The organism is Auritidibacter sp. NML120636 (genome assembly GCF_003185945.1).
Taxonomy (GTDB): domain Bacteria; phylum Actinomycetota; class Actinomycetes; order Actinomycetales; family Micrococcaceae; genus Auritidibacter; species Auritidibacter ignavus.
In genome coordinates this window covers 1-17,450 of the sequence record NZ_QHLO01000016.1, presented here as the reverse complement: position 1 = coordinate 17,450, position 17,450 = coordinate 1, and the positions used below count along the sequence as shown (strand labels likewise).

The 17,450-nt window shown below is 63.9% G+C and carries 25 protein-coding genes and 1 pseudogene; 19 read left to right on the top strand and 7 right to left on the bottom strand.

The window, feature by feature from the left end:
• Nucleotide 1: 1 nt before the first annotated feature.
• The gene (locus DCC25_RS10670; protein ID WP_233242822.1) at nucleotides 2-766 is read left to right on the top strand and encodes an NAD-dependent deacylase; all 765 of its coding nucleotides are present in this window, start codon (nucleotides 2-4) and stop codon (nucleotides 764-766) included.
• A gap of 35 nt (nucleotides 767-801) precedes the next feature.
• On the opposite strand, the gene DCC25_RS10665 is transcribed toward DCC25_RS10670, so the two are convergent.
• Both DCC25_RS10665 and dusB read right to left on the bottom strand, forming a co-directional pair.
• On the bottom strand, nucleotides 802-2,052 hold the full coding sequence (locus tag DCC25_RS10665) for a deoxyguanosinetriphosphate triphosphohydrolase (RefSeq protein ID WP_110101683.1): 1,251 nt from the start codon (nucleotides 2,050-2,052) through the stop codon (nucleotides 802-804).
• Between the two features lie 52 nt (nucleotides 2,053-2,104).
• Nucleotides 2,105-3,340 (bottom strand): tRNA dihydrouridine synthase DusB, encoded by a 1,236-nt coding sequence (dusB, locus tag DCC25_RS10660; protein ID WP_110101668.1) that lies wholly within the window; start codon nucleotides 3,338-3,340, stop codon nucleotides 2,105-2,107.
• A gap of 128 nt (nucleotides 3,341-3,468) precedes the next feature.
• On the opposite strand from dusB, the gene DCC25_RS10655 reads away from it, so the two are divergent.
• The 4 genes from DCC25_RS10655 (at nucleotide 3,469) to DCC25_RS10640 (ending at nucleotide 5,312) form a co-directional block, all read left to right on the top strand.
• Nucleotides 3,469-3,738 carry an LLM class flavin-dependent oxidoreductase gene (locus DCC25_RS10655; RefSeq protein ID WP_110101667.1) on the top strand — a complete coding sequence of 90 codons (270 nt, stop codon included), beginning with the start codon at nucleotides 3,469-3,471 and terminating at the stop codon, nucleotides 3,736-3,738.
• Nucleotides 3,739-3,849: 111 nt separating this feature from the next.
• Nucleotides 3,850-4,083 carry an antirestriction protein ArdA gene (locus DCC25_RS10650; RefSeq protein WP_233242821.1) on the top strand — a complete coding sequence of 78 codons (234 nt, stop codon included), beginning with the start codon at nucleotides 3,850-3,852 and terminating at the stop codon, nucleotides 4,081-4,083.
• 276 nt (nucleotides 4,084-4,359) lie between these two features.
• Nucleotides 4,360-4,722, top strand: coding sequence for a helix-turn-helix transcriptional regulator (locus DCC25_RS10645; RefSeq protein WP_043057154.1), 363 nt, complete (start codon nucleotides 4,360-4,362; stop codon nucleotides 4,720-4,722).
• Nucleotides 4,719-5,312 (top strand): cadmium resistance transporter, encoded by a 594-nt coding sequence (locus tag DCC25_RS10640; RefSeq protein WP_110101666.1) that lies wholly within the window; start codon nucleotides 4,719-4,721, stop codon nucleotides 5,310-5,312. Before DCC25_RS10645 ends, DCC25_RS10640 begins: the two co-directional genes overlap by 4 nt.
• A gap of 43 nt (nucleotides 5,313-5,355) precedes the next feature.
• Here the strand turns inward: DCC25_RS10640 and DCC25_RS10635 are convergent, their stop codons facing one another.
• A complete protein-coding gene (locus DCC25_RS10635; RefSeq protein ID WP_043057152.1) occupies nucleotides 5,356-5,745 on the bottom strand; it encodes a heavy metal-responsive transcriptional regulator in 390 nt (129 codons plus the stop codon).
• A gap of 92 nt (nucleotides 5,746-5,837) precedes the next feature.
• Between DCC25_RS10635 and merA the strand changes: the two genes are divergently transcribed.
• On the top strand, nucleotides 5,838-7,232 hold the full coding sequence (gene merA / locus DCC25_RS10630; RefSeq protein WP_110098748.1) for a mercury(II) reductase: 1,395 nt from the start codon (nucleotides 5,838-5,840) through the stop codon (nucleotides 7,230-7,232).
• Between the two features lie 7 nt (nucleotides 7,233-7,239).
• Here merA and DCC25_RS10625 read toward each other — a convergent pair whose 3' ends face one another.
• Nucleotides 7,240-7,770: a DinB family protein gene (locus tag DCC25_RS10625; protein WP_110101665.1), complete on the bottom strand. Its 531-nt coding sequence runs from the start codon at nucleotides 7,768-7,770 to the stop codon at nucleotides 7,240-7,242.
• A 159-nt stretch (nucleotides 7,771-7,929) separates the two neighbouring features.
• Between DCC25_RS10625 and DCC25_RS10620 the strand changes: the two genes are divergently transcribed.
• Both DCC25_RS10620 and DCC25_RS10615 read left to right on the top strand, forming a co-directional pair.
• Nucleotides 7,930-8,268: a hypothetical protein gene (locus tag DCC25_RS10620; protein WP_110098749.1), complete on the top strand. Its 339-nt coding sequence runs from the start codon at nucleotides 7,930-7,932 to the stop codon at nucleotides 8,266-8,268.
• Nucleotides 8,269-8,357: 89 nt separating this feature from the next.
• Nucleotides 8,358-9,206 carry a hypothetical protein gene (locus tag DCC25_RS10615; RefSeq protein WP_110101664.1) on the top strand — a complete coding sequence of 283 codons (849 nt, stop codon included), beginning with the start codon at nucleotides 8,358-8,360 and terminating at the stop codon, nucleotides 9,204-9,206.
• Between the two features lie 220 nt (nucleotides 9,207-9,426).
• On the opposite strand, the gene DCC25_RS10610 is transcribed toward DCC25_RS10615, so the two are convergent.
• Complete coding sequence (locus tag DCC25_RS10610) at nucleotides 9,427-10,029, bottom strand: cadmium resistance transporter (RefSeq protein ID WP_110101663.1); 603 nt, start codon at nucleotides 10,027-10,029, stop codon at nucleotides 9,427-9,429.
• Nucleotides 10,026-10,385: a helix-turn-helix transcriptional regulator gene (locus tag DCC25_RS10605; protein WP_006590980.1), complete on the bottom strand. Its 360-nt coding sequence runs from the start codon at nucleotides 10,383-10,385 to the stop codon at nucleotides 10,026-10,028. The genes DCC25_RS10610 and DCC25_RS10605 overlap by 4 nt, the downstream gene beginning before the upstream one ends.
• Before the next feature lie 24 nt (nucleotides 10,386-10,409).
• Between DCC25_RS10605 and DCC25_RS10600 the strand changes: the two are divergent.
• Both DCC25_RS10600 and DCC25_RS11380 read left to right on the top strand, forming a co-directional pair.
• Nucleotides 10,410-10,844: pseudogene (locus tag DCC25_RS10600) on the top strand (recombinase family protein); the annotation flags it as partial.
• 73 nt (nucleotides 10,845-10,917) lie between these two features.
• Nucleotides 10,918-11,091, top strand: coding sequence for a hypothetical protein (locus tag DCC25_RS11380; protein ID WP_158524785.1), 174 nt, complete (start codon nucleotides 10,918-10,920; stop codon nucleotides 11,089-11,091).
• 223 nt (nucleotides 11,092-11,314) lie between these two features.
• On the opposite strand, the gene DCC25_RS10590 is transcribed toward DCC25_RS11380, so the two are convergent.
• Complete coding sequence (locus DCC25_RS10590; RefSeq protein ID WP_110098825.1) at nucleotides 11,315-11,698, bottom strand: metalloregulator ArsR/SmtB family transcription factor; 384 nt, start codon at nucleotides 11,696-11,698, stop codon at nucleotides 11,315-11,317.
• Between the two features lie 91 nt (nucleotides 11,699-11,789).
• On the opposite strand from DCC25_RS10590, the gene DCC25_RS10585 reads away from it, so the two are divergent.
• The 9 genes from DCC25_RS10585 (at nucleotide 11,790) to DCC25_RS11815 (ending at nucleotide 17,234) form a co-directional block, all read left to right on the top strand.
• A complete protein-coding gene (locus tag DCC25_RS10585; RefSeq protein WP_110101661.1) occupies nucleotides 11,790-12,620 on the top strand; it encodes a methyltransferase domain-containing protein in 831 nt (276 codons plus the stop codon).
• A gap of 38 nt (nucleotides 12,621-12,658) precedes the next feature.
• The gene (gene arsB, locus DCC25_RS10580; protein ID WP_110101660.1) at nucleotides 12,659-13,777 is read left to right on the top strand and encodes an ACR3 family arsenite efflux transporter; all 1,119 of its coding nucleotides are present in this window, start codon (nucleotides 12,659-12,661) and stop codon (nucleotides 13,775-13,777) included.
• Entirely contained in the window at nucleotides 13,774-14,199 is a 426-nt protein-coding gene (locus DCC25_RS10575) for an arsenate reductase ArsC (RefSeq protein WP_110098754.1), read from the top strand. Before arsB ends, DCC25_RS10575 begins: the two co-directional genes overlap by 4 nt.
• The gene (locus DCC25_RS10570) at nucleotides 14,192-15,262 is read left to right on the top strand and encodes an ArsO family NAD(P)H-dependent flavin-containing monooxygenase (protein ID WP_110101659.1); all 1,071 of its coding nucleotides are present in this window, start codon (nucleotides 14,192-14,194) and stop codon (nucleotides 15,260-15,262) included. The genes DCC25_RS10575 and DCC25_RS10570 overlap by 8 nt, the downstream gene beginning before the upstream one ends.
• Nucleotides 15,263-15,309: 47 nt before the next feature.
• The gene (locus DCC25_RS10565) at nucleotides 15,310-15,705 is read left to right on the top strand and encodes a helix-turn-helix transcriptional regulator (protein ID WP_110101658.1); all 396 of its coding nucleotides are present in this window, start codon (nucleotides 15,310-15,312) and stop codon (nucleotides 15,703-15,705) included.
• The gene (locus DCC25_RS10560) at nucleotides 15,695-16,573 is read left to right on the top strand and encodes a permease (protein WP_110101657.1); all 879 of its coding nucleotides are present in this window, start codon (nucleotides 15,695-15,697) and stop codon (nucleotides 16,571-16,573) included. Before DCC25_RS10565 ends, DCC25_RS10560 begins: the two co-directional genes overlap by 11 nt.
• 46 nt (nucleotides 16,574-16,619) lie before the next feature.
• A complete protein-coding gene (locus DCC25_RS11475; RefSeq protein ID WP_166769961.1) occupies nucleotides 16,620-16,787 on the top strand; it encodes a hypothetical protein in 168 nt (55 codons plus the stop codon).
• A gap of 72 nt (nucleotides 16,788-16,859) precedes the next feature.
• On the top strand, nucleotides 16,860-17,090 hold the full coding sequence (locus DCC25_RS11470; protein WP_199223075.1) for a hypothetical protein: 231 nt from the start codon (nucleotides 16,860-16,862) through the stop codon (nucleotides 17,088-17,090).
• 9 nt (nucleotides 17,091-17,099) lie between these two features.
• A complete protein-coding gene (locus DCC25_RS11815) occupies nucleotides 17,100-17,234 on the top strand; it encodes a hypothetical protein (protein ID WP_255410781.1) in 135 nt (44 codons plus the stop codon).
• The last annotated feature ends 216 nt before the right edge of the window (nucleotides 17,235-17,450 follow it).

The following is a 17,450-nucleotide window of genomic DNA, read 5'->3' as shown; positions in this document are numbered from 1 at the left end:
CATGGAAAAAACACGTGAAGTCCTGGCCGATGCCGAGCACATTGTCGTTTTCTCCGGTGCCGGTATCTCCAAGGAATCCGGCCTATCCACCTACCGTGAGCCATTGGAAGGCCTGTGGGAGAAGTGGGACCCCCAAGAATTAGCCACCGTTGAGGCCATGTACTACAACCCGGAGCTGGTATGGACGTGGATGATGCATCAGGCAGTGACCATGCGCCAGGCTACTCCGAATCCCGCCCACGAAGCCGTGGCGGAGATGCAACGCCGGCTCCACGATGTTCGGGTCATCACCCAAAACGTCGATGACCTCCACGAACGCGGGGGTGCCACGGTTCTGTCGCACTTACACGGCCAAATCGCCACATTCCGGTGCCATGACTGTCAGCGTCCCTCGCCGTTTTCGTTGGAGCAGATCCTGGCCCAACAGCAAATCACCCAGGCACCAACTGATCCCGAGCGACTCGCCCAGCCTCTCGAGTGTGAGATCTGTACGGGGTATTTACGTCCCGACATTGTGATGTTCGGCGAGGTGCTCCCCCAGCAAGATTTCACGGACGCTCTGACCGCCATGCAACAGGCCGACGCCGTCATCTCTGTGGGAACATCCTCGGTGGTGCAACCAGCAGCATCTTTGCCGTTGGCGGCCTCGCGGGCGACGCTGATCGAGATCAACCCGGCCCCAACCGAGCTGTCGGAAATGGCCGATATTATTCTGCGAGCGCCAGCAGCTGAGGTCATGCCACAGCTGGTTCCGGCCCGCAACTAGACCATGCTGCGGAGCCGAGTCGTTGAAGGAGACCACTAGTTAATGCGAGTGGGTTCGGCGTTACCGGCCACCAGATTGCCGTGCCACTGTAGCGCTGCGTAGTCGCTCAGTGATGCCACCTGATCGATGACAGCTCGGAATTTGCCGGCGTCGTCGGCCCGCTGCCAGTCGCGGGCATAGGTCGGCTCCAGATAGCGGTCGTCGTTCTCAGCCAAGAGCTCGACCAATTCACTCAGGATCTCGCGTTGCCGGGCGTAAAACGGTTGCCGTTCTTCGGACTCCATCACGTAGGTGGCCGCAATTCCTTTCATGACCGCGATTTCGACCTCGGTGTCTTCGGGAACCACCACGTTGGCGTTGTGTCGGGTGAGGTGGTCATTGCCGTAGACCTCACGGGTGGCGTTGAACGCTGAGGTGCAGAATCGCCCAATGAGTTGGGAGGTCATGTCCTTGAGCTGTGAGCGGGCTTGGCGGGACCCGTCGATCCGACCGACCCATTCTGGTGCGTGTTCCAGCCGGTCGAGCCCAGCCTCGATGGTGGCTTCATCGGTGTCGGGCAGGTACCAGGCCTGGATTGTGGACACCGCACGGGCGCGCTGTTCGGGGTCTTTGAGCCAATGCAGTTGGAAGTGCCCGGAGACCACCCCGTCTTCGATGTCGTGCACCGAGTAGGAAATATCATCGGCGAGATCCATGACTTGGGCTTCCATGGATTTCCTGGTGCCGGTCAGACCTTGGCGGAACCAGGTGAACACTGGCAGATCGTCTTCATAGACCCCAAATTTCCGCACACCGGGTTGACGGGTCCAGGGGTATTTGCAAGCGGCATCCAGACTGGCCCGGGTGAGGTTCAGCCCGGCAGAGGTACCGTCTGCGAAGGATTTTTTGGGCTCCAATCGGGCCAGCAACCGTAGGGTTTGAGCGTTGCCCTCGAATCCGCCGATGTGCTGAGACAGTGTGTCCAGGGCCTTTTCGCCGTTGTGTCCGAACGGTGGGTGCCCGAGATCATGTGACAGACAGGCGGTATCGACCACATCAGGGTCACATCCCAACGAGCGGCCCAGCTCGCGTCCCACTTGTGAAACCTCCAGTGAGTGCGTCAACCGGGTGCGAGTGAAATCATCATCTCCGGGTGAGAGCACCTGGGTTTTGGCCGACAGCCGACGCAGTGCCGCCGAGTGCACCACGCGAGCCCGGTCACGCTCATAGTCGGAGCGGTAGGAGGACTTCGGCGGTTCAGCTAACCAGCGTTGTCGGTCCCAATCGGTATACCCGGGTGTCTGCACCGCTTGGCCGGCATAGGGTGGACGGTCTTCGGGGCCGAAGAGGGGTTGCTGTCTAACCACCGGAGATATCCAGTTCTGCAGCGTGGATCATCGCCTGCTGTTCGGTATTGAGTTCTTGCGAGTCCAGCCAACCGTCAGGCAGGTGGGGCTTCTTTGGGCCACCGGCTCGACCGCGGGGGCCCTCAGCGACCGCACCGGGGTACGGGATCGACCGGTCCAGGGTGTCCAGGAGCTCACGCAACTGGTCCAGGGTCTCCACGGTAACCATCGAGCGTCGAATTTCTCCGCCGACCGGGTAGCCCTTGAAATACCAGGAGACGTGTTTGCGGATATCGCGCATGGCCTTGAGCTCATCTGCGTAGGTGTCGACCAGTAGTTCGCCGTGGCGGTAGAGCGCATCGGCAACGGTGCCCAGTCCGGGCCGGAAGCGCTCTTCAGATCCGGTGAAGGCATTCTGCAAATCCCCAAACAACCAGGGGCGGCCCTGGCAGCCGCGACCGACGACCACACCGTCGACACCGGTGTATTCGACCATGGCGATGGCATCTTCGGCAGACCAGATATCACCATTGCCCAGCACCGGAACCTCGCTGACGGCTGCTTTCAGTTCGGCAATGGAGTCCCAGTTGGCCTGACCGGAGTAGTGCTGGCGCATGGTGCGCCCGTGGAGTGCAATCGCCGAGACCCCCAGATCCACCGCCCGACGGGCCGCTTCCAGGGCGGTGAGGTGCTCCTCGTCGATCCCGCGACGCATTTTGATCGTGACCGGAATATCGCCGGCTTCGTCCACGGCGCCCTTGACGATGGAGGTGAACAGATCGATCTTCCACGGTAGCGCCGATCCCCCGCCGTTGCGGGTGACCTTCGGGACGGGGCAGCCAAAGTTCAAATCGATATGGTCGGTGTGATCTTCTTCGACCAGCATGCGCACAGCAGCGCGAGTGGTGACCGGGTCCACGGAGTACAGTTGCACGGACCGCGGTACCTCATCGGGATCGTGGGAAATGATCCGCATCGACTCCGGTTTACGTTCTACCAAGGCACGGGCGGTCACCATTTCGTTGACGTAGAGTCCGCCACCGTATTCGCGGCACAGACGACGAAACGCGGTATTGGTGATCCCGGCCATCGGTGCCAACACCACTGGGACCGGAATGGTCAACGGTCCGATCTGCAATGGGGGCAACGTCAGGGTGGTTTTCTCCGTGGTGTGGTGCGGACGGCCTTGATCTCCGGTACCGGTCGCGATGCGCTGTTCTCGCACAGAAGAAGTCACAGTAGTTGTCATGATTGCTCAATTATCCCAGATCCTGGCCGGCAGGGACCACCGCAGGCGGTCCACAGTGCGTAAAGCAAGCAACATCACTTGGAATAATCACCTGGAATGAAGCCCGATGATCAATTGTTGAACCGAGCATGAAGAAGAAACTCGGGTTTCTGAACTTTGTACACTGGACCCAAGGACAAAACGGGACTGGTGGCGCGCGCCAAGCCCTGCACGACCAGATTGAGATGACTGTCGCTGGCGAGCAGGTTGGGCTGGATGCCGCCTGGATTCGCTCGCATCATTTTCAGTCGATGTTTTCAGCGCCGTTCCCCACGCTGGCTGCGATGGCGGCGCGGACCTCGACCATTGAACTCGGGACCGGCGTGATCGACTTGCGCTACGAGCACTTAGCTTCATGACGGTCGTGACGTCGAGGCGGCACAGCGGCCGCTGACACGCCACGCGAGGCGTGGCCGGGAGACCTCCTGAGGAGTAGGTGATCAGCCTGCTCGCGGACGAGGAGGACCCACATGGCCATCATGCACAAGATCATCCGTCACACCGAGCCCCGCGCGTGGCTTGGCTGTCTGGCCTGCTACAACGACGGCGATCTCGTCGGCAGGTGGTACGACGCCGAGGACTGCGACGAGGTCACGCCTGCCCAGCTGCACGGTCACGCGACCGACCACGAGGAACTCTGGGTGATGGACCACGAGGGCATCCCTGTCACCGGCGAGATGGACCCCATGACCGCGGCCCAGTAGGGCCGCGTCCTCACCTCGGTGCCGGAGCACCAGCAGGAGGCCCTCTTCGCCTGGGTGCGGTCCGGCAGCTACGTCGCCGAGGACGGCGGCGTCCTCGTCTTCCGCAACCTCTGAGCTATAGGCGCGTTTACTGCACTGTCACGTAAACGCGCCTATACCCTCTTTGACAGTACTCAACTGTTGTCGTGGTGGAAATTCTTTAGGGTGAGCATCGATCTACTCCACTTCTCGTAAAACCCAGAAGAACTATTCAGTCACTGCTGTATAGTTCAGCGCATGCTGACGAATGATGCACGTATTGATGTGATGAACCGCTTGGGTCGAGCCATGGCTGACCCCACGCGGTCCCGCATCCTGTTGACCCTGTTGCGTGGGCCAGAGTATCCGGCGGTACTCGCCCAGAACCTTGAGCTGACGCGGTCGAACGTGTCAAACCATCTGGCCTGTCTGCGGGACTGTGGGATTGTGGTGGCGCACCACCAGGGACGCCAGACGCGCTATGAGATCGCCGACCCACACCTGACTCGGGCACTGACGGCGCTGGTGGACACGACCCTGGCCGTCGATGAGGCCGCACCGTGCATCGACCCGGCCTGCACTGTGGGGGACTGTAGTGACGTTGCGGAGGTGAGTGCGTGATCCTGTCCTCCATTGCGCAAGCAGTTGGGCTGTTCATCGCCACCAATATCGACGACATCATTATCTTGTCGTTGTTCTTCGGCCGAGGCCAAGGACAACCCGGCACCACCCGCCGTATCCTGCTGGGACAATATCTCGGATTCCTCGGCATTCTCGGGGCTGCCGTGCTTGCGGCCCTGGGCGCCCAAGCGCTGCTACCTGACCAAGTGCTGCCTTGTTTTGGCCTGATCCCACTGGGGCTAGGCCTATGGGCAACATGGCAGGCGTGGCGCAATCGCGACGACGACGCAGCACAGCTGGAAGGCAAGCGAGTCTCGGTCTGGACCGTGGCCGCGGTGACCTTCGCCAATGGTGGCGACAATATCGGGGTCTATGTGCCAGTGTTCGTCAGTGTTAGCTGGAGCACAATCCTGGCCTACTGCATCGTCTTCTTACTCCTCGTCGCCGTCCTGGTGTTTGTGGCTCGATGGATTACGTCCAGGAAACCTATCGCCGAAGCCCTGGAACGGTGGGAACACATTCTGTTTCCAGCAGTCCTCATTGGGCTGGGCGTTGTGATCCTCATCAGCGGCGGAGCCTTCGGTCTCTAAGCCACAGCGGTTGAACAGTTCTTGCAGTCATCAGCTCTGGCGGTCAGAGGTTGGTGCAGATGGCCTCGGCGTGGCACGTGGCGGGGTCCGCTGCGCGGCTGGTGTGGTGCAGGGCAGTGACGGTCTGGCGTAATTGGATGAGGTCAGCGATCTGCTGGTCGAGCTCGGTCAGACGGTTGGCCAGCAGCGCGTCGACGTGGGCGCAAGGCGGCTGGCCGGTATCGCGCATCCGCAGAATCTCACCGATGTGGGCCAGGGACAGTCCCGCGCGTTGGCCTCGACGGATGAAATCGAGTCGCCAGAGCATCGCTTCGGGGTAGTCTCGGTAGCCGTTCGGGGCCCGATCCGGGGGTGGCAGCAGCCCGATGGCTTCGTAATAGCGCAGCGTTTTGGTGGTGGTGTCGGCAGCGTCTGCCAATTCGCCAATCCTCATTGAACTCAAGGCTCCTTTATGATCGTCGGACTTGACCTTCCAGTGTACTGGAAGGTTCATACTGGGTGCAGACCAAAGAAAGAGGCAAACAGATGGTACAAGGTTTCGACGTTGATCTGGTGGTGGTGGGCTCCGGTGGCGCTGGCATGGCGGCAGCCATTACAGCCCGGCGGGCCGGCAAAGAGGTGTTGGTGATCGAGCGGGACACCCTCGGTGGCACCTGCGTGAACATCGGATGCGTCCCGTCCAAAACGCTGTTGGCCGCGGCCGGCACCCGGCAAGCCGCCCTGACCAACCCGTTCCCCGGGGTCCCCACCTCCGCCGCGGGCGTGGATCTGGGGTCGCTGGTCGGACAAAAAGACCAGCTAATCACCCGGCTGCGAGACACCAAATACGCTGAGGTCGCGGCCGCGCATGGGTTCCAGATCCGCACCGGGGAGGCCTCCTTTGTTGATCCCGACACCCTGGTGGTGGATGGGACCCCGGTGACAGCCGGTTCGATTGTGCTGGCCACCGGCGCGGTGCCAGCCTTACCACAGGACGTGACCGGGTTGGACGAGGTGGACTATCTGACCTCGACCACGGCCATGGCACTGACCGAGCTGCCCGAGTCCATGATTATTATCGGCGGCGGCTACGTCGGCATCGAACAAGCCCAGCTTTTTGCCGACTTGGGCACCCGGGTGACGATCATCGGCCGGATCGCCCCCACCGCCGAGCCAGAAATGACCGCCATCCTCCGACAAACCCTGACCCTCGATGGGATTACGGTGCTCGAAGAGCACGCCACCGGGGTGACCCAGGAGCATGACCAGATCCAGGTGGCCACCGCCTCGGGACGCAGCCTGTGTGCTGAGCGCCTGCTGGTGGCCACCGGCCGCCGCCCGTCCACCGAGCATCTCAACCTGCCCGCCGCAGGTATCACCACCGACCAGGAGGGATTCATCCTCGTCGATGACCACCAGCGCACCACCAATGCGCGGGTCTTTGCTGCCGGTGACGTTACGGCGGCCCCGCAATATGTCTACGTCGCCGCGGCCACCGGCAAAGCTGCCGCGGCCAATGCCCTGCGCACCGATCCGCAAGTGCCGGCCACGAAAGTCGATTACACCGGCCTACCTGCCGTGATCTTCTCGCGCCCCCAACTGGCCACGGCCGGACTGACCGAAGCCGCGGCCCGGAGAGCCGGGTACCGGTGTCACTCCCGGGTGCTGAGCTTCCAAGACCTGCCGCGCGCCTTAGTCAATCACGACACTTGCGGGGCGCTGAAGATGGTCGCCGAAACAGGAACCGACAAAATCCTGGGCATCAGCGCTATCGGCGATCACGCAGCAGAGCTCCTGCTCCCGGCAACTTATGCGATCACCGCGGGGATGACCACCCGCCACCTCGCCGACACCTGGGCACCCTATCTGACCACCTCCGAAGCACTGCGCCTGGTGGCAGGCACCTTCCATGACGAGCTGCCCACGTCTTGTTGTGCCTGACCCTTTGTTATTCGGGGGTGTGGGGCAGGAAACTCAGTTGCTGGGCGTGGAAGGCGAAATGTTTCGTGGGGTAGGCGTAGAGGTCGACCACGGTCATCACCGGCCGAAAAAATGGATCCCACCGGGTGGGAAACGCCATCTGCAGCCCCAAGGAGGCGTGGGACTCGGTTTCCAGGTTGGCGGCCAGCGTGGTCGTGACCCGACGCAACTTCCGGGCCATCCGGTGACGATTGTACACGCGCGATGCCGCCCAAGACCCCCAGTAATTGACCCAATCAAAGGGCTTGGTCCCGGCATCGAGCAACCCAGCAAAGGCATTCCCCACGGACGGTGGCAACCGACCGAAACACTTGACGAGGGGCAGCAGGCGTCGGGTCACCATGTAACCGAACACCATGTGAAACAACAATTCTTCGTTGGTCCAGCGCGTACCGGCGCTTCGGCTACGCAACTCGGCGTCACCAGCCAGCGCGAGGAAGGTTTCCAGATCGCCACAGGCGTGCAGATATCCAACGGTGATCTCAGCACGGTCTATCACGGTGACCTTCTTCGGTCCGGAGCGGGGTCTTGCTCGCCTTGTCCTTTTATTATGGACTGCATTTCAACCTGTCTTGGCAGCATAGTTGCGCACACGTACGCAGCATCTAATCGGGCATAGCATGTCTGACAGATCCCTGCCTCCCATAGGAGCCCCACCATGCGATGCCACCTGATCACCGCCACCACGCTCGCCATCGCCGCCAGCGCCCTGCTCACCGGCTGTAGTGGCGACAGCCTCGAGGGCACCTACCTCGACGCCAAGGAGGGCCGATACATGCTCGTCCTCGGCGAGGACAGCACCTGCGGCCACCAGGAGCGGACCAACCCGCAGGCCGAGATCGACGATGACTGTTCCTGGACCCGCAACGGCGATGAGCTGACCTTCGTCGGACTCATGAGCTACAACGTCTACGGCACGGTCAACGACGACGGCTCGATCACCATCCCGCACCAGAACCACGTCAGCTCGAAGCTGCTGCAGAAGCAGGAGAGCTGAGCGTGATCACGAGACCCCCGGGGAGCATCCGCTCCTCGGGGGTCTCTTTTTTGATCTGCGTGAATGCAGGAGTCATGGGATAATGAAGCATGCGCATCAAAGACTTCTTCGAGGAGCCAGCGGGGACTGGCAACCCCTGGGATTCATCGAAGCCGGTTCTCAACGCCCACCTGATCACCCAGCTCGCACAGGGCACCGCTTACGACCCGAACCCGCTGGAAACCGCGCTCGAGCTCACCAGGCTCGTCCGAGCAGAGTACGAGTCCTACGGCACCGAGAAGTCGCACCTGCGGACCGACGAGGACGAGGCGAGGGCCGCACTCAAGGCGCTCCGCATGCTCCTCAAACGGAGGGGCATCGTCTTCGATCCTCCGTGGCGCGACTTCTCGTCCTTCCACAGTCACTGGATCGCTGAAGGTGCCTATGGGAAGTGGCAAGCTCGGCGCGACATCATCGAGAAGGTGTTTCGGCCGATCCAGGATCAGCTTGAGGAGGCCGAAGAGTGGCAGTTCCTTGGCGAACTGGCCGAAGGCATCTCGCCGCACGGCGATCTCGGCTGGACTGACGTCGACGATCACATCTCACAGCTACGGCAGCGCTTCAGGTCAGCCTCCACGCCTGTCGACTACAAGGATGTGGGCAACCGTTGCGTCGGCGTCCTCGAGGCGCTCAGCGCCCACGTCTACGACCCTGAGGTGCACTGCCCACCAGGACTCTCAGAGCCTGCGGTGGACAAGACCGACATCCGCATCGGCGCGTACATCGACCACCGTCTGCCCGGCAAGTCCAATGAGGAGCTGCGGGGGCTGACCAAGAAGGCTTCGGCTCTCGCCCACAAGATGAAGCACTCACCGAAGGCCGACCGGACCACGACCGGCATCACCGCGGATGCCGTGATCCTGCTGGCGAACATCTTGCGTCGACCCGAGGAGGGCTGAGGTCCTCCACGCAGACCGGGGCGCCCGTCGATCCTCCTCCGTCGGATCACCGGGCATCGGGAGGTGTGGTTGTGGCCTCGTTCGCTTCGTGGCGGGGTTTTTGCAACGCTCCGTGGCGGTCTTGTTGCCGCGATCACCCAGGACTGGCTGCAGGTAGGTGTCGCGGTCTGAACCGAGAGGGGTGAGCACGGTCGGGGCCGTTTGGATCGTTGCCGCTACGTCAGAGTCCGAAGGCTCCGCCGCTGACGAGGATCACGATGCCGAGGCCGATGAGAACGATGGGGAAGAGGATGTGCTCCCAGCGTTCGAGCACTTCGGCGATCGGGGGGCGGGTGGCGACGAACTTTGCCAGGGCCACCAGGACCGCGACGAGCGCGAGGAAGACGATGCAGTAGGCGACTACTGCGAGAGGTTCCACGCTGAGGAAGACAGGGGTGTAGACGCCGATGTTGTCGCCGCCGTTGGCAAAGGTGACGCCTGCGACTGTCCACACGCCGACCTTCTTGCCGGCAACCTTGGCCTCGTCGTCATCGTCGTCATCGTCTCCGCGCCAGGCCTGCCATGCGGCCCAGAGGCCGAGGCCCAGAGGAATGAGACCGAAGTACGGGATGGCTGCCGAGGGCAGGAATGCTCCGGCGCCGATGGTCACCAGGACCGAGGCACCGAGGATGCCGGCGAATCCGAGGTACTGGCCGGCCAAAATGCGGGCGGTAGTGCCGCGCTGGCCTGCCCCTCGCGCGAAGAAGAGGGAGAGCACGATGATGTCGTCGATGTTGGTCGCTGCGAACAGGCCCATCGCCTGCAAGACCGAGGTGAGGATCATGCGCCCTCCCCAGCTGCGTCGCATCCGGGAAGCGAGCAGGCGGGATCGATGCACGGGGCGTCTTCGTCCACTGCCAGGGTGGCATCGACCAGTGCCGTTAGCGCCTGCGCCAGGTGCGAATCGGCGATCTCATATCGTGTCCGACGGCCCTCGGGCTCGGAGACGACGATCCCGCAATCGCGCAGGCATGCCAGATGGTTGGACACGTTCGGGCGTGTCAGGTCCAGATCTCGGGCCAGTTCCGCCGGGTAAGCGGGATGGTCGAGCAGGGTCAAGATGATCCGGGATCGAGTGGGGTCGGCCAGTGCACGACCCAGGCGGTTCATCACGTCGAGACGCGAAGCAATAGTCAGCATGAACTTAACTATACAGCAGGTACTGAACACTCGGTCACAGGCGTCAGCCCAGATCGCATGCCCGTAAGGGGATCCTTCACCGTACGTCGGCTGGCGCGCTCGCTCCCGGACGCGAGGGACACCGCCGACGAGCTCACCATCAAGGGAGTGGCGCTCAGTCTCGGAGGCAGCGTCTACGACCCCAACGATGCCGTCGGCCGGTTGCTGTTCAACGTGCTCGGCATGGTGGCCGAGTTTGAGGCGGACCTCATCCGCCTGCGCACCCGCGAAGGCATTGGCATCGCCAGATCCAAGGGCAAACTCAAAGGCACGAAGCCCAAACTCTCGCCCTCTCAGCGCAAGCACCTGCTGACGTTGCACACGGCCGGCGAACACACCCAAGCCGAGCTCGCCGAGCTGTTCAACGTCTCCCGCACCACCATCTACCGCGAGCTGCGCCGCACCACGGCCGCCACCTGATCGCGCCTGCACCGCCACTGAGAGATCACAGAAACCCGCCACCAAGCCATCACATCCACAGCTCTTGTCCTTCGTGACCTTCACGCCCGTCTTGGAGCCGACCCCCTTGATGAGGTTGCTGATGAGCGTCGGGGCGACGATCACCGAGGCGACGAGCGCCGAGATGCCGCCTGCGATCCAGACGTTCTCGAAGATCCCCATCGCCTGCGTCAACAGCAGCCGCACGACCATGAAGCCGACGGTGTAGAGCGCCGCCATGAGCGCGAGCCGCCAGATGGGCGAGCGGGCCTGGAACGCCTGGAACTCGCGCCATGCCGTGCGCAGGGCACCCTTCGTCTCGCGGAAGTCGGGCCGTCATCCTCCGGCAGCACCAGTAGCCCTGCCTTGAGCATAAGGCCGACGAACTGGAACCCTCGCGGGAGCAGCGTGGAACCGCTACGCCGCCCTGCGCCGCTGAACCCCGAATCTCCTCAGCAGGAGCACGCGGGAGTGTCAGTGCTCAGTGTCTGCGGGTCGAGCGCGGCCGAGAGCATCCCCAGGATCTCGGGAACGACCGCGTAGTAGGCCCACTTGCCGCGCTGCTCACGCGTGACCAGGCCGGCGTCGACGAGCTGCTTCATGTGATGCGAGACCGTGGGCTGGGAGAGGCCGACAGGCTCGGTCAGATCGCACACACACGCCTCCCCGCCGGACTGCGCAGCGATCATCGACACCAACCGCACCCTCGTGGGATCACCGAGGGCCTTGAACATCCGCGCCAACTGCTGCGCATCCTCGACCGCGAGCACCCCACCCGTGACGGGGGCGCAACATCCTCCCGTGTCGGTCGCGACCAGCGACAGTGAGATCGGCATGCCCTCGACCCTACGCCATGCATTGACAACTGTCGATACATCGACGAGCATCAATATGTAGTCGGGGTACCCGCGGGAAATGGAGCAGGCAATGAGCGAGAACGAGAATACCGAGCTGCGTGAGCAGGTCCGCGCCCGCTACGCCCAGGCCGCGACCGCGGTCACCACCGGCACCTGCAACGCCGACCTCCTCACCGAGGAGACCCCCGTCTCCTCGTGCTGTTCCAGCACGACTGCCGCCGAGGGCACTGAGCCGGATTCGGGTTCGTGCTGTGCTCCGACCGAGCGGAGCTTCGGCGCGGGCCTCTACGACGAGGCGACCGCCGCCGGACTCCCATTGGAGGCGGTCGAGGCCAGCCTGGGCTGCGGCAATCCCACGGCGGTCGCCGAACTCCACAAGGGTGAGCGCGTCCTCGACCTCGGCTCCGGTGGCGGCCTCGATGTGCTGCTCCCCGCCCGCAGGGTCGGTAAGTCGGGGTTCGCCTATGGGGTGGACATGACCGACGAGATGCTCCCGCTGGCCGAGAAGAACAAGAACGAGGCCGGGGCGGAGAACGTCGAGTTCCTCAAGGGCACCATCGAGGACATATCGCTTTCGGGCGGGTCGGTGGATGTGGTGATCTCCAACTGCGTCATCAACCTCTCCACCGACAAGCCCGCCGACCTTGCCGAGATGTTCCGCGTCCTCGCGCCGGGTGGCCGTATCGGGGCCTCCGATGTCGTCGCCGAAGACCCCCTCACCCCCGAAGAGCGTGCTGAGCGCGGTTCCTACGTTGGGTGTATCGCCGGAGCCCTGTCGAAGACCGAGTACCTCGACGGCCTCGCCAAGGCGGGGTTCACGGGTGCGAGCGTGGAGTTCACGCACGAGCCCGCGGACAGGATGCACGCCGCGATCATCCGCGCCACTAAGCCTACGAACTAACCGCATACCCCGAGCTGACGAGGAGACTGAGCAGCACGATGCCCGCACCCCCGAACACCAAGAGCACGAACACCCCAGCGCCTGCGGCTGCGGCGAGGCGGCAGTTGTCGACGTTGGATAAGTGGCTGCCGGTCTGGATCGGGCTGGCGATGATCGCCGGCCTCCTCCTGGGCCGCTTCATCCCCGCCCTGGCTGACGTGCTCACGAGGATGGAGGTCGCCGGCATCTCGGTGCCGATCGGACTGGGCCTGCTGGTGATGATGTACCCGGTGCTCGCGAAAGTCCGCTACGACAAGATCGCCGCCGTCATCGGCGACAAGAAACTCCTGGTGTCCTCGCTGGTGCTGAACTGGCTGCTCGGCCCCGCGGTCATGTTCGCCCTCGCCTGGCTGTTCCTGCCCGATCTGCCCGAGTACCGCACCGGCCTCATCATCGTCGGTCTCGCCCGCTGTATCGCGATGGTGGTGATCTGGAACGACCTGGCCTGCGGCGACCGGGAAGCGACCGCGGTGCTGGTCGCGATCAACTCGATCTTCCAGGTCGTGATGTTCTCCGTGCTCGGATGGTTCTACCTCACCGTGCTTCCTGGTTGGCTGGGCCTGGACACCCAGGGCCTGGACGTCTCGGTCGGGCAGATCGCCCTCAACGTGCTCGTCTTCCTCGGCGTACCGCTGGTCGCGGGGTTCGCGACCCGCTGGATCGGCGAGAAACGCAAGGGCCGCGCCTGGTACGAAGAGAAGTTCATCCCGCGCGTCGGGCCGTGGGCGCTCTACGGGCTGCTGTTCACGATCGTGCTGCTCTTCGCCCTCCAAGGCGAAACCATCACGCAGAATCCCCTCGATGTCGCGAGGATCGCGTTGCCGCTGCTGGTCTACTTCGCGTTCATGTGGTTCGCAGGCCTCCTGCTCGGCAAGGGCATCGGCCTCGGCTACGCCCGATCCACCACGCTGGCATTCACCGCGGCGGGCAACAACTTCGAACTCGCCATCGCCGTCGCCATCGGCACCTTCGGCGCAACCAGTGGGCAGGCGCTGGCCGGGGTGGTCGGCCCGTTGATCGAGGTGCCTGTCCTCGTCGCTCTCGTCTACGTCTCCCTGTGGGCTGCACGCCGCTGGTTCCACACCGACCCCTACCAGACAGAAACGAGCCCCCGATGACCACCGATACCCCTCCGACGGTGTTGTTCGTCTGCGTCCACAACGCCGGACGCTCCCAGATGGCCGCCGCCTTCCTCACCCACCACGCGGCGGGCCGCATCGCGGTCCGCTCCGCTGGGTCGGAGCCCGCCCACCAGCTCAACCCGGCCGTGGTCGAGGCCATGCGCGAGGTCGGCATCGACATCACCGCCGAGCGGCCCAAGCTGCTGACCACCGACGCGGTGCAGACCGCTGATGTCGTCATCACCATGGGGTGCGGCGATACCTGCCCGTTTCTCCCCGGCAAGCGCTACGAGGACTGGCAGCTCGACGACCCCGCAGGGCGTGGGCTCGACGCCGTGCGTACTATCCGGAACGAGATCGAGACCCGCGTCCGCGTCCTCATCGCCGAACTGCTCGTTCCTCAGGAGACCGATGAGTGAGCACGCCGACGTCGTGGTGATCGGCGGCGGCCAAGCAGGCCTGGCCGCCGGCTACTATCTGCGCCGGGCGGGGCTGAACTTCGTGATCCTCGACCGGCAGGACCGTGCAGGCGGGGCCTGGCGTCACGGCTGGGACTCACTGCGACTGTTCTCCCCGGCCGAGTACAGCCCGCTACCGGGCTGGCCAATGCCGCGCCAGCGGGGCGAGACGTTCCCCACCGCCGGTCACGTCGTCGAGTACCTGCACGACTACGAACAGCGTTACGAGCTGCCCGTGCACCGGCCCGTCCAGGTCAGCGGCGTCCGCGCCCACAGCCGCGGGCTCAGCGTTGAGACCGACCGGGGCACCTGGAACGCCGAGTTCGTCATCAGCGCCACCGGCACCTGGGACACCCCCTTCATACCCGCCTATCCGGGCATGGCCGATTTCGCGGGCGAGCAGCTACACACGGTCGACTACTCCGTCCCGGAGCGATTCCGCGGCCAGCGGGTGCTGGTCGTCGGTGCCGGCAATTCCGCCGCGCAGATCGTCGCCGAGGTCTCCACCATCGCGGAGACGACCTGGGCGACCCGACACCCGCCCCGGTTCATGCCCGACGACGTCGACGGCCGCGTCCTCTTCGACACCGCCACCCGAGAAGAAGCCGCCCGGAAGGCGGGAACCCAGGCCGATGGCGTCTCCGGTCTGGGCGACATCGTCATGGTCCCCAGTGTCCGTGCTGCCCGCGACCGCGGCGTGCTGCGCCCCCGCCCCATGTTCGACCGGCTCACCGCCGAGGGAGCGGCCTGGAGCGACGGCACCATGGATCCCTACGACGCGATCATCTGGTGCACCGGCTTCCGCCCCACCCTGAACCATCTCGCGTCCCTGGGCCTGAGGCGCGAGAACGGCGTGCCCAAGACCATCGGCACACGCTCCGCCGACGAGCCCCGCCTGCACCTGCTCGGGTACGGGGACTGGACCGGCTTCGCCTCAGCCACCCTGATCGGGGCGGGCAGGACCGCCAAGGACGCAGTCCATGACATCACCAGCCACCTCCCCGAGGCGTCACCCCCACAATAGATAAGCCGTCGCTTGTGTCATAAGCAGTGGCTTGTTAGTGTGGAGGTATGTCTTCACCGATACAAATTCCGGCCGTGGCCTCGGACCTGTCAGCCAAAGAACGCGCCGCCTACCTGGCCCCCACCCTCTCGGCTCTGGCCGATGAGAACCGGCTCACGATCGTGCTGTGCCTCGCCGATGGCGCCAAGACGAACAAGCAGCTGCAGGAGGCCACCGGCCTTAGTCAGGCGCTGGTCAGCCACCACGTCTCCGCCCTGCTTAAAGCGGAACTGATCGACGTGACCCCGCAGGGCCGGTCGAACCTCATCTCGATCTGCTGCGAACAGTTGGCCGCCCCAGTCCAATGGCTGGCCCACCTTGCCACCCTGACTCCCGCCGGACAGCGAGCCTGCTGCACCGAGGCCGAGATCCCGGCACGCAGTGTGGTGACCGATGCTGACTGACACGCTCGGCACCTTCGCACTGCTGCTGGGCGAGCTGCTGGCCCTGTTCCTCGTCGTCTCGACCGCCGTCGCGCTGATCAACCGGCGATTCGGCCCGGAGAAGATGCGTGACTGGATGAGCAGCGGGAAAGTCCCCGGATCCATCAAGGGACTACTTTTGGGGGCGGTGACTCCATTCTGCTCCTGCTCGACACTGCCGATGCTGGTCGGAATGCTCAACGCCGGGGTCGCCTTCCAGACCGCGATGACCTACCTCATCGCCTCACCGCTGCTCAACCCGATCATCGTCGGCGGCATCGGAATCATCTTCGGGTGGACGACCGCGATCGTCTACACGCTCTTCACCCTGGCCGTCTCACTGATCATCCCGTGGGTATGGCGCGGCCTGGGCCTGAAGAAGGCGCTCAAGCGCGTGCGCGTGCAGGGCGAGACGACGCCCGAGCCGTGGAAAGGAATGCGCGGCGAGATGCCCGGAGCGCTCCGCCAAGCCTGGACCGATCTGCGCCCCCTGCTTGTGCCCATGCTCATCGGCGTGGCGATCGGAGCCGCGATCTACGAGTTCGTCCCCGAGGACCAGCTGACCGCCTTCGCCGGAGCCAACATCTGGTGGGCGGTGCCACTGGCCGCGGTCATCGGCATCCCGCTCTACATCCGCTTGGAGACCATGCTCCCGGTCGGGCTGGCCCTCCAGTCCGCCGGTGTGGCCCTCGGCCCGATCTTCGCCCTGATGATCGGCGGGGCCGGGGCCTCCCCGCCGGAGGTCTCGATGCTCACGGCGATCTTCAAGCCACGGCTTCTCGTGGCATTCGTCGTCACCATCCTTACCGTGGCGATCGCCGGCGGCTACATCCTCACGATCACAGCCTGATCCCTACAACTGTCCCCCGTAAACCCACCATAGGAAAGGAACCACCATGGGACTGAAAGACCTGTTCACCGGACGCTCGAAGAACGAGCAGTCAGACTGCTGCAACGTCGAGATCGTCCCGGCCGACGAAGACGATAAGCAGCAGAACACCAACACTACGACGCCTCAGCCAACGGAGGAGAACTGCTGCCAGGACGCCAAGACGGAAGGCTGACGCTATCCACAGAACTTCGATGCCGTCATAGGAACAGCCACGAGGGCCCCGCCACTGGCGAAGGCCCTCGCCGTGTGCGCAATCCAACCCTCCGACCATGCCACGCTGCTCGCCACCGACACCGCGCAGACCTCGGCTGCAGTGAGCACGACGAGATATGGCGACACCTGCCCGGTCTTCCCCGGCAAACGCTACGAGGACTGGCAGTTGAACAACCCCGCAGGACTTGGGCTCGACGCTGTGCGCCCCATCCATAACGAGATCGGATCCCGCATCCGCGACCTCATCACCGAACTCACCTGACCCAAGATCATGACCGGCCCAGCGCACCTGCCGAGCATGGACCTCTCCCTCTTCACCGATAGCCCCGTCCGGCCCTGGCCGGGGCTATTCCGTCATCTCCATCATCGGACCCTGCCGGTGATCCTGCGCGCCTCGTCCTCATGACGACGCGCCTCGTCCTCGAGCTGCTTGCCCGGCGCCCGCAGCTTGTCGACCCGCTCCATCCGCTCGTCGTAGAACTGGCGGAAGGTGCCCCCGTTACATTCATTTGTAGGTCCTCATCAGAGGATCTGGTCGCTGGTCCTGGTATGGTTTTTTTGCCCTGTCATCGATGATCCGGGGGGTGTTGCCGCCAGGAGTCCAGGACGCGCGTTGACTGCT

Bases quoted from the DNA above. Each gene is read 5' to 3' on its own strand.
- DCC25_RS10610 (WP_110101663.1), bottom strand. From the start codon at position 10,029: ATGATCCTCACCTCGGTCTTGCAGGCGATGGGCCTGTTCGCAGCGACC.
- dusB (WP_110101668.1), bottom strand. From the start codon at position 3,340: ATGACAACTACTGTGACTTCTTCTGTGCGAGAACAGCGCATCGCGACC.
- DCC25_RS10615 (WP_110101664.1), top strand. From the start codon at position 8,358: ATGCGCATCAAAGACTTCTTCGAGGAGCCAGCGGGGACTGGCAACCCC.
- DCC25_RS10590 (WP_110098825.1), bottom strand. From the start codon at position 11,698: ATGCCGATCTCACTGTCGCTGGTCGCGACCGACACGGGAGGATGTTGC.
- DCC25_RS11815 (WP_255410781.1), top strand. From the start codon at position 17,100: ATGACCGGCCCAGCGCACCTGCCGAGCATGGACCTCTCCCTCTTCACC.
- DCC25_RS10570 (WP_110101659.1), top strand. From the start codon at position 14,192: ATGAGTGAGCACGCCGACGTCGTGGTGATCGGCGGCGGCCAAGCAGGC.
- merA (WP_110098748.1), top strand. From the start codon at position 5,838: ATGGTACAAGGTTTCGACGTTGATCTGGTGGTGGTGGGCTCCGGTGGC.
- DCC25_RS10655 (WP_110101667.1), top strand. From the start codon at position 3,469: ATGAAGAAGAAACTCGGGTTTCTGAACTTTGTACACTGGACCCAAGGA.
- DCC25_RS10645 (WP_043057154.1), top strand. From the start codon at position 4,360: ATGCTGACGAATGATGCACGTATTGATGTGATGAACCGCTTGGGTCGA.
- DCC25_RS10585 (WP_110101661.1), top strand. From the start codon at position 11,790: ATGAGCGAGAACGAGAATACCGAGCTGCGTGAGCAGGTCCGCGCCCGC.
- DCC25_RS10650 (WP_233242821.1), top strand. From the start codon at position 3,850: ATGGCCATCATGCACAAGATCATCCGTCACACCGAGCCCCGCGCGTGG.
- DCC25_RS11475 (WP_166769961.1), top strand. From the start codon at position 16,620: ATGGGACTGAAAGACCTGTTCACCGGACGCTCGAAGAACGAGCAGTCA.
- DCC25_RS10565 (WP_110101658.1), top strand. From the start codon at position 15,310: ATGTCTTCACCGATACAAATTCCGGCCGTGGCCTCGGACCTGTCAGCC.
- DCC25_RS10620 (WP_110098749.1), top strand. From the start codon at position 7,930: ATGCGATGCCACCTGATCACCGCCACCACGCTCGCCATCGCCGCCAGC.
- DCC25_RS10560 (WP_110101657.1), top strand. From the start codon at position 15,695: ATGCTGACTGACACGCTCGGCACCTTCGCACTGCTGCTGGGCGAGCTG.
- DCC25_RS10635 (WP_043057152.1), bottom strand. From the start codon at position 5,745: ATGAGGATTGGCGAATTGGCAGACGCTGCCGACACCACCACCAAAACG.
- DCC25_RS10575 (WP_110098754.1), top strand. From the start codon at position 13,774: ATGACCACCGATACCCCTCCGACGGTGTTGTTCGTCTGCGTCCACAAC.
- DCC25_RS10670 (WP_233242822.1), top strand. From the start codon at position 2: ATGGAAAAAACACGTGAAGTCCTGGCCGATGCCGAGCACATTGTCGTT.
- arsB (WP_110101660.1), top strand. From the start codon at position 12,659: ATGCCCGCACCCCCGAACACCAAGAGCACGAACACCCCAGCGCCTGCG.
- DCC25_RS10605 (WP_006590980.1), bottom strand. From the start codon at position 10,385: ATGCTGACTATTGCTTCGCGTCTCGACGTGATGAACCGCCTGGGTCGT.